Origin of the sequence: Halalkalicoccus subterraneus (genome assembly GCF_003697815.1) — an archaeon.
In the GTDB taxonomy this organism is placed as follows: domain Archaea; phylum Halobacteriota; class Halobacteria; order Halobacteriales; family Halalkalicoccaceae; genus Halalkalicoccus; species Halalkalicoccus subterraneus.
The window spans coordinates 142,139-154,500 of record NZ_RDQG01000085.1 but is presented as its reverse complement, the minus strand read 5'-3'; the positions used below and the strand labels follow the sequence as shown (position 1 = coordinate 154,500).

Sequence of the window (12,362 nt, the reverse complement as noted above, 5' to 3'; positions counted from 1 at the left end):
CGTCTTCAACGTTGTGGCACCCCCGAGCCTCCGCCGGAAGTGACCACCTACACTTATCTCGCCGGACATCCGCCTTGATCATATGGAAATCAGCGTGAAGCGAGCGGAGCGGTACGTGAGTGATCTTGACAAGCGAATGGCGTTTTACTTCGGTAACGTCGTCGCGACCGAAGGACCTCACCACTTCCTCGAACTCACCCTCGAGATCGACGGCGAGGAGGCGACCGGGCTCTCGATGGTCGGAATGGCCCCGATGTGGTTCCTCAAGGAGCCCGACCTCTCGCTCGCCGAGGCGACGACGGCCCTTCTCGACGTCTTTCGGGCTGCGACCGAGAACGCCCTGCGACAGGAGCCGTCGCCGACCGTCTTCGACCTCTGGTACGACCTCTTCGAGCGCCAGCGGGCGTGGGCCGCCGGGACGTCACACCCGCCGTTGCTGTGGGCTTACGGCGTGAGCATGGTCGAGCAGGCGGTGATCGACGCGTTCTGTCGCCATCACGAAATCACGTTCGCCGAGGCGGTCCGTAGCGGCGTATTGGGCGTCGAACCCGGCCGGATCTACGACGAACTCGACGGCGTCTCCCTCGCGACCGATCTGCCCGACGAGCCGACCCGCGAGGCCGCAGTTCGTCACACGGTCGGCCTTTCGGATCCGCTCGAACCCGACGAGATACCTGAGACCGACCGTCTTGACGACGGCCTCCCGCAGGCGCTCTCGGCGTACGTCGAACAGCAGGGGATCGACCACTTCAAGATCAAGCTCTCGGCCGATGCGGAGCGCGACGCGGATCGCCTCGCACGGATTGGTGCCGTCCTCGAGGCGAGTTCGCTCGAGTCCTATCAGTGTACGCTCGACGCCAACGAACAGTACGACACCGTCCGTGCGTTCAAGGACCAGTGGGAGCGCCACGCGACCAATTCCGCCCTCGCGCCGGTCGTCGATCACGTCGCGTACGTCGAACAGCCCCTTCCCCGGGCGGCGGCGCTAACTGACGAAACCCGCGACGTGCTGACCGACTGGGAGGGACGCCCGCCGATCATCATCGACGAATCCGATGACGACCTCGACAGCGCCGGGCGCGCCCTCGAGTGTGGCTACGCGGGGACGAGCCACAAGAACTGCAAGGGCGTCTTCAAGGGCGTGATCAACGCCTGCCTGATCGAGAAGCGCCGTCGGGAGGACGGCGGCGAGTACCTCATGAGCGGCGAGGACCTGACGACGATCGGGCCGATCGAACTGCTTCAGGACCTCGCCGTGATGGGGACGATGGGGCTGGACCACATCGAGCGCAACGGGCACCACTACTACCGCGGGTTGAGTTTCCTTCCGGAGGATCTCCAGACCCGAGTTCTCGAGGCCCACGGCGACCTCTACCGTCGTCACGAGGACGGCTTCGTCACGATGGCCGTCGAAGACGGGCGGTTCCGGTTCGGGAGCGTCATCGACGCTCCGTTCGGCCGGGACTTCGATCTCGATCCCTCGCGATTCACGCCGATCGACGAGTGGGACGTCGACTCGATGCTCGCCTAGGATCGCTCAGGCGTCGGGTTTCGTCCGGTAGGCGTCGGCCCATGGCCGTCGTCGTTCGAACGCCGCACTCGCGGCGAGGACCGCCTCGTCGCCGAATCGCGGGCCGACGAGCTGCATGCCGATGGGGCCCTCGTCGAGGAACGCCGCCGGGATCGACGCGGCCGGATGGCCGGTCATGTTGATCGGCCACGTTAGTAGCCACCCCGCCCGCGGATCGACCGGCTCCCCGTCGACGCCGACGTCTTCGAGCGAGTCGTTTCGAAGCGGTGGTCTCGATAGCGTCGGCGTGACGAGGAGGTCGTAGTCGTCGAAGACGTCCTGAATGCCGTCGAACAGCACGGTCCGAACCTGATTCATCCGTCCGATGTCGACCGGCGAGAAGCGTCGCCCGGCCTCGATCCGGTCGCGAAACGACGCCGGGACGTCGTCGGCCGCATCACCGAGGAAGTCGATTCCGTGTCGTCGTTCGATGGAATCCGCGATCTTGGCCGAGAACGCCTGCATCAGCCCGAAGCGCGTCTTCTCGGCGAGTTCGTCGAGCGGAGCGCCGAGATCGACGTCGACGCGGTCGACGGTCGCACCCTCCCGTTCGAACGCCGATAGAGCGTTCTCGATCCGCTCGCGAACGGTTCCGGCGACCGGGAACGCACCGAGATCGGGGCTGTAGGCGATCGACCAGTCGTCGAGCGGCCGGTCGAGGGCTCTGCGGTAGTTCGAGTCGCTCGCCGGGAGCGAGAACGGATCGCGCGGGTGTGGGCCGGCCATGACCTCGAGGGCGATCGCGGCGTCGGCGACCGACCGCGTCAGGACGCCCTTATCGATGAACGGGGAGTGGTACTGGAACGGGTTCGGCCGTGCCGGTTTGGGAATCCGACCGAACGAGGGTTTCAGCCCGTAAACGCCACAGCACGCCGCCGGAATCCGAACGGAGCCTGCGGCGTCGCTTCCCTGGCCGATCGCGACCATCCCATCGGCCACGGCGGCCGCGCTCCCGCCCGAGGAGCCGCCGGCGTTGCGTGTCGGATCGAACGGCGTCGACGTCGGCCCGACGAGCAGGTTGTCCGTCACTGGCCGGTGACCGAACTCCGGCGTGTTGGTCTTCCCGACGACGATCGCGCCGGCCTCTTCGAGTCGCTGCACGAACGCGGCGGTATGTGTGGCGACGTTCTCGGAGAACGCCCGACAGCCGAACGTGTGGCGGATCCCCTCGCGAAAACCGGTCAGGTCCTTGAGCGCGATCGGGACGCCGTGGAGCGGCCCGACGTCGTTGCCACGTTCGAGCGCCCGCTCGGCCTCACGAGCCTGCGCTCTGGCGTGGTCGGGCGCTACCGTGATGAAGGCGTTCACGTCGTCGTTCCGGTCGTCAATACGTGCTAAAGACGCGTCGACGACCTCGAGCGGCGAGACGTCACCGTCCCGTATCCGTGCTGCCAGTTCGGACGCGGGTGCGTACCGAGGGGTACTGCTCATCAGTGTTTGAGGAGGTTCATGCAGCGAGAAAAGTATACTGGTCGATCAAGCATTGAACGGGCCGCCATCGAGCCTCGATCGAGATAGGATGACCCTCGAGTAGCGTCGCCCTCGTCGCGTTTTGTATCTCCAAACGATGTGCGTCGACTCCCCTCATGCTCTTACGTCTGTACGACTGTAAATGACGACGGATTTGTAGCTCGTACCGATTTGTAAACATGAGTTTACATAGTTCCATATTATATTTTTATTGAAGGAAAATATAGGAAATGGTACCCCTCGGATCCGGCTCGGTTCGGTGTGTCTCGCATCTCGGAGCGAGATCGTTTAGCATTACAAAACTCATGTGGGAGTCGATACCACGGAAGTATTCAGTAAGGGAGTCAGAACTATCCGAGTCCCCGTATCGCGTCCGAGTGCTGATCAACCTCGAATCGCGTTCCGACTACGCTCGCGTGGGCGTAGGCCGGGGGAGACGTTCGATAGGCATCGTTAAGGGGGTAGAGGGAGATCGAAGGAACAGCGAGTCCTCCTCGAGGTAGCTCGTGGGTTACATGATCAACGTCGGCATCATCGGGCTCGATACGAGCCATTCCGAGAAGTTCGCCGAACTGCTATCAGACCGGTCGGATACGACCGTTCGTGGGGTCTGGGACGGCGGCGACGTCCGCTCCGATGCGTACACCGAGGCGTTCTGCCGGGACCATCGCGCACGCAGATACGATCGCCCCGAGGAGATGATCGACCACGTCGACGCGGTGATGGTACTGACGGTCGACTGGGATCGCCATCGCCCGATCGCGGTCCGGTTCCTCGAGGCCGGCGTCCCGACGTTCGTCGACAAACCAATCGCCGGTTCGATCGACGACGTCGAAGCGCTGCGACGCACCGTCGAACGGAACGGGACGCCGTTCTACGGCGGGTCGGCCGTTCCCTATCATCCCTCTCTGGCAGTCATGCGTGGGGACGACGGGACACATGACCTGTTCGCCGCCGGGTACAACGATCCGTTCTACTACGGCGTTCACATCACCGACACCGCACGTACGATCTGCGGTGCGGACTGGACCCGAATCGTCCCTGTCGATCACGGTGTGGCGACGACCGTCACCTTCGCCGACGGATCGAGCGCGACGCTCCGATTCGACGGCCCGACCGAGAACCCGGCGTTCGGGGTGCTCGACGTCGGCGGGACGACCCGCACCGCTCGAATCGACGGCACCGCGGAGGAACTCGACCGGATGTACGACCCGTTCATCGAGACGTTCGTCGAAACCGCCCGCGGAGATCGCGACGAGAGCGACCGGCTGTTCGACGCCGCGACGCTCCTTCTCGGCGTCCAGGCCACACTAGAGTTCGACGTGGCAGTGACCCCCGAGAACCCGCTGCTGGCCGATGTCACGCACGACGGCGGTTCGTTTACGGAGACCTACGAGCCGTTTTACTAAATGATTGACGAGCTGTTTTATATGAAATGAAGTACAATCGGTGAATACGATATGTCCAGAGCGAGCACCCTCGCGATCGATGGCGGCGATCCGGCCGTCACGATCGACGATCCGGAACGGTGGGAACGGCCAATCGAGGCCGAACGGGAGATCGTCACGGATCTCCTCGAATCGGGAGTGATCTCCGGGTCGGGCTCGGGCTTTCCGCTCGAGTTCGAGGAGAAGTTTCGAGAGTACAGCGGCGCCGAGTACTGTCTGACCGTCGATCATGGCTCGACGGCGATCGAGAGCGCGTTCTACGCGGTCGGCGTCGGCCCCGGCGACGAGGTCATCACCCCGACGGTCGGCTACATCGGCGCGTACGCCGGCGCGCTCCATCTCGGCGCGCGACCGGTCTTCTGTGAGATCGATCCCGAGACGCTCCTGCCGGACCCGACCGACATCGAGCGCCGGATCACCGACCGGACCGCCGCGATCGCGATCACCCACTGGAACGGGCGGGTCTGCGATATGGACGCGATACTCGACATCAGCGACCGATACGACATCCCGGTCGTCGAGGACGCCGCCCACGCACACGCCTCCGAATGGAAGGACGAACACGTCGGGAGCGTCGGCGACATCGCCTGTTTCAGTCTGCAGGGCGTCTCTCCTCACGGAAAGCCGATCGCCGCCGGCGAGGGCGGCATCGTCACGACCAACGTCCGGGAGTACTACGAGCGCCAGCTATCGTACTGTCACCTGCATCGGTCCGGCGTCAACGACGAACTCACGCTCGAACCCTACGACGGCCTCGACTGGGAGGTGCTGGGGCTGAAGTACCGTGCCCACCCGCTCGCGCTCGGCATCGCGACAGTCGGCCTCGAGAACCTCGATTACCGGGTCGAGCGGCGACTGCGATATCGCGACCGGCTGTTCGAACACCTCGATGAGCTACCGGGTATCAGACCGGTGTGGCCGTACGAAGAGTCCGAAACGGACGGCCTGTACGGCGGGCTGAAAGTGGTCCTCGAACCCGACGAACTCGGCCGCTCCCCCGAAACCGTCGTCGACGCGCTCGCGGCCGAGGGCGCACCCGTCCGCGGCCCGGGGTTCTCGTACATGGAACACCGCCGGAGGATCTTCCGGGAGGGATACGACCTCTGGGGTCGCGGACGGAGCCCGATCGACGGCGAGTTCTGTGGCCTCCCCGCCTACGAGGGGTATCAGGAGGGGGACTTCCCGATCTCGGAGGCGCTCGACGAGCGCGTGGTCACCGTCGCCTCGTACATCGAACCGGAAGAGGAGTTCGTCGATCAGGTCGCCCGCGCCTTCGAGAAGGTCGCCCGGTAGCACGCCGACCACGCCATTTCTGATGAACCCGCGCGAGCGCCACCGGGATCGAAGATCGGGACACGACATCGCGTTATCGTGTCCCGATGACTACGCCGTTTCGACGTCGACCCAACGCCCCGTTTCGGCGGACTCGTAGGCCGCATCGAGGATCCGGAGGACGACCAGTGCGTCCGCGAGCGTCACCGGCGGGTCACCGTCACCGTCACAGGCGTCGAAGAACGACTCGACGAACTCCCTGCCCCACGCACCGCCGTATCCCGGTGTCGGGTCGTACTCGTGGGTGATGGTCCGGTGTGGAGTGCTGGCCCACTCGCCGCTCGCGTCGTCGAGTTCGAGCGTCGTCGTCCCATCGAAGCCGAACTCCCGACCCATCGGGTCCCAACTGCTCCGACCGGCGGTCCCGTAGATGTCGAGTTTCGTGTCGTAGAGGGCCTCACTCAGATAGTAGCCACACTGGAGCGTACCGAGCGCACCTGTCGACGTCTCGAACTGGAGGGTCGCGCCGTCCTCGACGTCGACGCCGTCGGTTCCGGCGACCATACTGGCGTTGACGCGGCTGATCGGCTCCGCGAGGAGGCGAGTGAGCAACTGGATCCAGTGGATCCCGAGCCACTGGAGGATGCCGCCCCGACTGGCCGCCTCGTCGAAGACGAAGTGTGACGTCTCCCGGTAGGCCAACTGTGAGGCGATGAACCGCACGTCGAAGGCCCGCAGTTCGCCGAAGAACCCGTCCTCGACGAGCGAGGCGAGTTCCCGTGCGATCGGGTGGGACTGCCAGGGATACGAGACGCCGACGGTCGCATTGCTCTCCTCGGCACGTTCGATGAGCGTTTCGAGTTCCGCTGCGGTCCGAGCGGCCGGTTTCTCCGTATAGACGTCGACGCCGGCGTCGAGTGCCCGCTCGATCGCGGCCGGGGTATCCCGATTGGGCACCGTCAGGAACACGACGTCGGGCGTCGACGTCGCCAGCAGCGATTCGAGGTCGTCGTAGATCGGAACGTCGCCGAGGCTCGGGACCGAGGACGGATCGAACGCGGGGTTCGGTTCGCACGCGCCCGTAACCCTCGCCGGCAGCTCCCCGAGCGTCCGTAGGTACGGGTCCGCGTGGTGGTGGTCCAGGCCGACGTAGCCGACGGTTCGGTCGGTCATCGAAATGCCGGCATGACCTCGGTTCCGAAGCGTTCGAGCGTCCCGAGCGTGACGTCCTGTGGCTGGCCGGGGAACTGACAGCGAAGGTATATCTGGTCGACGCCGAGGGCCTCGTACTCACGGAGCTGCTCGATGCAGTCGTCGGGTGACCCGAGGACGAACTTCTCTTCCAGTTCCTCGTAATCGACTTCCACCTCGTTCTCGTCCATGTAGGTCTGTCCCCAGCGAGCGTACCACTCGTACATCTGCAGGAGGTACGGCTCGATCGTCTCACGGGCGTCCGCGACCGAGTCGCCGACGAAGCAATCGCGCATCAACACGACGTCGTGATCCGACCGCGCCTCGCCGAACTCCTCGAGGGAGTCCTCGTAGACGCCGATCTGGTGTTCGAGGTCCTCGGTCGTCGACGAGGCGCTGGCGATCCAGCCGTTGCCGCGGTAGGCGGCTCGTTTGATGGCGATGTCGGCGTGCCCGCCGATCCAGACCGGGAGTTCGGTCTCCGGGCGCGGACTGATGAAGACGTCGTCGAACGACCAGTACTCGCCGTCGTGGCTCACGCTCTCCTCGTTCCAGAGGCGCTTGAGGACGTGCAGCGATTCGATGAAGGCCGAACTCCGATCGTCCATCGGGACGCCGAACGGTTCGATCTCCCGCTCCCGGTAGCCGATGGCCGCCCCGAAGTGCATTCGGCCGTCCGAGAGGCGATCGATCATCGCGACCTGTTCGGCGAGGTGAAGCGGGTCGTAGAGCATCGGCAACATCGCCATCGTCGAGAGATCTAGCGTCTCCGTTCGCGCCGCGATCGCCGCCAATGCGGTGATCGGCTCGACGAACCCCTCCTCGTGAACGTGGCGCTCGCCGAGGGCCGCACCGTCGAACCCGAACCGTTCTATCGCCTCAGCCTGTTCGTACAGGTCCGTCACCGAGAACCCGCTCTCTGGCGTGTAGTATTGGTTCAGAAAGACGCCGAACTTCATTGGTTACGCTCCTCCGCCCGGTTTGTCTGGCAGACGTACATGATCCGTCCGCGTCGAGGGAGCCCACTATAATGTACGTTGTGATGGGAAGAACCCCGTTGTCGTACGCTCTCATCGACCGCTGATATCGGACACATTGCGCCTTAGTATACTATTTCATACTATAATAATCAATATCATAGAGATGTTCACACTCGGAAAAAGCTTATTATAGAGTAGCGGAACGTATCGCTATGGTTGATGATATCAATCAACGTCACAGCTATCTCTCGGGAGCGAACTCGATCGATCGACGGCGATTCCTCGCCCTGACGGGGGGGACGGTGGCCGGACTCGCGGGATGTATGGGTACCGAACAGACCGATAGCAACCCGACGCTAACGCGTGTCGCTGGAAACACCCTCCCCGACGAGTATAACTGGAGCCCGTACGGGGAGAACTGGCCGTCCCGTATGGTCGACTTCGCCAACGATCGCCTCTACATCCCGTACAACGACGGCGAAGTCGGAACGCCCGCCCTCGAATCGTGGGACTACGACGGGAACGAACAGGTCCTGACGAAGACGCTTCGGGACGATTTGGCGTTCTGGAACGGCGATCAGTACACCGCCGAGGACATGTACACCTGGGAGGAGATGAACCGCCTCATGTCCCCTGAAGGGAGCGACTACGGCGAGATCCGCCAGGAAGACGAGTTGACGATCAAATACCGGCTGAAGGAGCCGAAGAACCCCGCCCTCATCGAGACGCTTAACCTCGGCGTCGAGATGGGTGAGAACCTCCACACCCTCAACACGGCGACCTGGAAGCCGTACCTCGAGCGGCTGCAGGACGCATCGTCGGACGACGCTCGCGACGAGGTGGCAGCGGAGATCCTCGACGTCACCATCGGGATGGACCAGTACATCGACGAGGGGCTCGGAACCGGGTCCTACGAGATCGTCGACTGGTCCATGGAGTCGGTCACGTTCGAACCCGCCGAGCACCACCGTCACTCCGACGCCGTTCAGATCGAGCAGTACGAGGAACTGATCGCGGGAGGGGCCGCGGAGGACGAGATGATAATGAACCAGCAGATCGATCTGGGAACGGTCGCACTGGAAAGCAAGTACGCGGAGGGGCTTCCGGATCACTACCAGAACATCGCCCGGTACCCCTCGAAGTTCATGTACAAGGTGCTGATCAACTGGAACCACACCGACGCCCTCGCCGACTACGCGGTGCGTCGCGCGATGGCGGCCGTCATCGATACCCAGAACGTGGTCACGAACTTCGAGACCGGGTTCCCGATCGAGGTGCATACGGGGATCGAACGCGAATGGAATGAGACCTATGTCGGCGACGACCTCGATGACTTCATCGACTACGCACCGAAGACCTCCGACTACGACCTCGCCGACGGCTTCCTCGAACAGGGTGGCTACAGCCGGGAGGACGGGACGATATACGGGCCCGACGGCAACGAGATCGACCCGATCGTCATGACGATCGGTACGGACGGTTTCTTCAACGTGCCGGGACAGACCGTCCGTGGTCAACTCGAGGAGTACGGCTTCCCGATCGAGTTCGAAGGCGCGGAGCAATCGACCGTGAACGATCGGATCGAGGAGGACATGGACTGGGGGCTCAGCATGTACAGCCACTACGCCGCCGACACGCTCCATCCGGTCAGCTTCTTCCGGACACACCACCTCTTCGGGTTACGGCTCGCGTCGACGGCGGCACTCGGTGGTGACTCTGCGGCCCGTGGACAGATCACCGAGTGGCTCGACGAGGGCCGCACCCACTCGCCGTACAACGGCAAAGCGCTGCTGTGGGAGGTCCCGACCGAGATCGGCCAGCAGGACCTCTCCGGAGGAACCGAGGAGATCAATCTCCACGAGACGGTACGGGAGATCCACAGGACCGACGACGTCGAGTGGACGAACGACCAGATCAAGAAGCTCTGCTGGCTGTGGAACTTCTATATGCCCGATATCGACGTTCTATACCGTGAATCGGGTCACTGGGCGAACACCCAGGACTTCGACTGGCCGATCGACGACCGGAAACTCCAGACGAACAACGGACCGTATCCGCTGATCAAGGACGGAACGGTCGGGTACAAGTAGCACTGACCCCTATTCGACTCGCTATCACTTGCTTGACCCGATTGATTTTTCCACTCAAACAATGCTATTTCATACAAAAATTTATATGAGAATGTTACTACTCATCCGTATGGACGAACTACCGACTTCGATCTCTGGACGGAGCGTTTCCGGCGGCAGTGAGGCGAACGGTGAGAACCTGTGACGATACACGAAACCCAACGACCGACTGCGCGCGAGAATCAGCAAGAACTCCTCCTCGAGGTCAGAAACGCGTCCGTTTCGTTCGATATGGACCGGGGAACGTCGAGGGTACTGGACGACGTCTCGATCGACATCTACCGAGACGAGATCATCGGCGTCGTCGGCGAGAGTGGAAGCGGGAAGTCCATGTTCGCCTCGGCGTTACTGGACGCGGTCGTCGAGTCCGGCGTTCTCTCGGGGGAGGTCATCTATCATCCGCCGAACGGTGATCCGTACGACGTGCGTACACTCAGCGATCAGGAGCTCAAGGAGTTCCGCTGGGAGGAGATCTCGATGGTGTTTCAGGGTGCGATGGACTCGTTCAATCCGACGATGACGATCGGCGGGCACTTCGAGGAGACGCTTCACGCTCACGACTACGATCTCGAGGCGGGAATGGAGCACGGTCGAAGCCTCCTCGAAGACCTGTATCTCGACCCGGATCGCGTCTTGGAGTCGTACCCACACCAGCTCAGCGGTGGGATGGCACAGCGAGCGCTGATCGCGCTCAGCTTGCTCCTCAAGCCGAACGTGCTCGTGATGGACGAACCGACTGCGGCGCTGGATCTGCTCATGCAGCGCTCGATAACGAGTCTGCTCTCGAAGCTCCACGAGGAGTACGACATCACGATCGTCTTCATCACGCATGACCTCCCGCTGGTCGCGGATCTGGCGGACCGGCTGGCCGTCATGTACGCGTTCCAGTTCGTCGAGGTGGGACCCTGTCACGACGTTCTGCGGGACGCCGCACACCCGTACACCAGAGCGCTCCTCAGGGCCGTCCCGAACCTCGCCGCGGCGCTCGACGAGATGCGGCCGATCGAGGGAGACAGTCCGGATCCCGTCAACGTCCCCGTCGGCTGTTCGTATCACTCCCGGTGCCCGCTCGCAGACGAGCAGTGCGTCGAAACCCAGCCGCCGCTTCGGGACGTGAGCGATCGCCATCGAGCGGCCTGTCATCACTGGTCGGAGGCACGGGAGGAACTCCCGTACACGCTCGGCAACGAGACGTCCGAGGTGATGATCGATGACGCGAAGTGAGGAGACGGTCGTCTCGCTCGAGAACGTCGGCGTCGAGTTCTCGAACGCGTCACTGCTCCAGACGCTTCGTAGGGACAAGGAAGTCGTGACGGCGGTCGACGACGTCTCGCTCGACATCCGCGAGAACGAGGTCATCGTTCTCGTCGGCGAGAGCGGCTGTGGGAAGACGACACTCGGGAAGACGGCCGTGGGCCTCCAGCGCCCGACCAGCGGCTCCGTGATATATCGGGGACAGGACATCTGGGACGCGAAGGACGGAACCGGCGACACCACCGTCCCGTTCGCGGAGATCCGGAAGTCGCTGCAGATCATTCACCAGGACCCGGGCAGTTCGTTGAACCCGAACAGAACGATCCTCAACTCCCTCTCGGTACCGCTCAAGGAACACTACCCGCAGATCGGTACCGAAGAACGGGAAGAGCGGATCTACAAGCTACTGGAGTACGTCGGCATGAAACCCGCCTCGTCGTACGCGTCCCGATATCCCCACCAGCTCAGCGGCGGCGAACAACAACGGGTCGCGCTGGGGCGAGCGCTGTTGATGAACCCGGATCTGATACTCGCGGACGAAGCCGTCAGCGCCCTCGACGTCTCGCTTCGAATCGAGATGATGGACCTCATGCACGACCTGCAGCGGGAGTTCAACACGTCGTACCTGAACATCTCCCATGACCTCGCGAACGCCTACTACTTCGCCGAGAAGGTCGGAGGACGGATCGGGATCATGTACCTCGGAAAGCTCGTCGAGATCGGCCCGGCCGAGGAGATCATACGGAACCCCCGACACCCGTATACCAAGGTGCTCCGGTGGGCGACACCCTCGATGGACCCGGACTCGATATCGGAGGGCTCCGACGAGCCGCCGATCCGACGGATCGACATTCCGGACCCGAAAAACCCGCCGAGTGGCTGTCGGTTCCACACGCGGTGTCCCGAAGCCCGTGAAGCCTGCGTGAACCGCGCCCCGCAGCTGACGCGAACCGACGAAGCCATCGAATCGGGAGTCGCCTGCTTCAGACGCGACGAGACGGACGAATACTGGCAGAGCAACGAGATCGCGTAGCCGGTCGATACCTGT

At 63.2% G+C, this 12,362-nt stretch carries 9 protein-coding genes; 6 read left to right on the top strand and 3 right to left on the bottom strand.

All coding sequences use genetic code 11. The annotated features are described in order from the left end of the window. The first annotated feature begins 82 nt into the window (after positions 1-82). A complete protein-coding gene (locus EAO80_RS18010) occupies positions 83-1,531 on the top strand; it encodes an enolase-like domain-containing protein (RefSeq protein ID WP_122091211.1) in 1,449 nt (482 codons plus the stop codon). A 6-nt stretch (positions 1,532-1,537) separates the two neighbouring features. Here EAO80_RS18010 and EAO80_RS18005 read toward each other — a convergent pair whose 3' ends face one another. Next, positions 1,538-3,001: an amidase gene (locus tag EAO80_RS18005; protein ID WP_122091210.1), complete on the bottom strand. Its 1,464-nt coding sequence runs from the start codon at positions 2,999-3,001 to the stop codon at positions 1,538-1,540. Positions 3,002-3,555: 554 nt separating this feature from the next. Here EAO80_RS18005 and EAO80_RS18000 point away from each other — a divergent pair. Both EAO80_RS18000 and EAO80_RS17995 read left to right on the top strand, forming a co-directional pair. Next, positions 3,556-4,449 (top strand): Gfo/Idh/MocA family protein, encoded by an 894-nt coding sequence (locus EAO80_RS18000; RefSeq protein ID WP_122091209.1) that lies wholly within the window; start codon positions 3,556-3,558, stop codon positions 4,447-4,449. Between the two features lie 51 nt (positions 4,450-4,500). Further along, entirely contained in the window at positions 4,501-5,781 is a 1,281-nt protein-coding gene (locus tag EAO80_RS17995) for a DegT/DnrJ/EryC1/StrS family aminotransferase (protein WP_122091208.1), read from the top strand. Between the two features lie 90 nt (positions 5,782-5,871). On the opposite strand, the gene EAO80_RS17990 is transcribed toward EAO80_RS17995, so the two are convergent. Both EAO80_RS17990 and EAO80_RS17985 read right to left on the bottom strand, forming a co-directional pair. Next, positions 5,872-6,933: a Gfo/Idh/MocA family protein gene (locus tag EAO80_RS17990; protein WP_122091207.1), complete on the bottom strand. Its 1,062-nt coding sequence runs from the start codon at positions 6,931-6,933 to the stop codon at positions 5,872-5,874. After that, positions 6,930-7,910 carry an LLM class flavin-dependent oxidoreductase gene (locus EAO80_RS17985; RefSeq protein ID WP_122091206.1) on the bottom strand — a complete coding sequence of 327 codons (981 nt, stop codon included), beginning with the start codon at positions 7,908-7,910 and terminating at the stop codon, positions 6,930-6,932. The genes EAO80_RS17990 and EAO80_RS17985 overlap by 4 nt, the downstream gene beginning before the upstream one ends. A gap of 233 nt (positions 7,911-8,143) precedes the next feature. On the opposite strand from EAO80_RS17985, the gene EAO80_RS17980 reads away from it, so the two are divergent. From EAO80_RS17980 to EAO80_RS17970, 3 genes are all read left to right on the top strand, one after another. Then, positions 8,144-10,021, top strand: a complete 1,878-nt coding sequence (locus tag EAO80_RS17980) for an ABC transporter substrate-binding protein (protein ID WP_122091205.1) — start codon at positions 8,144-8,146, stop codon at positions 10,019-10,021. A gap of 180 nt (positions 10,022-10,201) precedes the next feature. Further along, positions 10,202-11,284, top strand: a complete 1,083-nt coding sequence (locus EAO80_RS17975; protein ID WP_122091204.1) for an ABC transporter ATP-binding protein — start codon at positions 10,202-10,204, stop codon at positions 11,282-11,284. Beyond that, a complete protein-coding gene (locus EAO80_RS17970) occupies positions 11,271-12,347 on the top strand; it encodes an ABC transporter ATP-binding protein (protein ID WP_122091203.1) in 1,077 nt (358 codons plus the stop codon). The genes EAO80_RS17975 and EAO80_RS17970 overlap by 14 nt, the downstream gene beginning before the upstream one ends. The last annotated feature ends 15 nt before the right edge of the window (positions 12,348-12,362 follow it).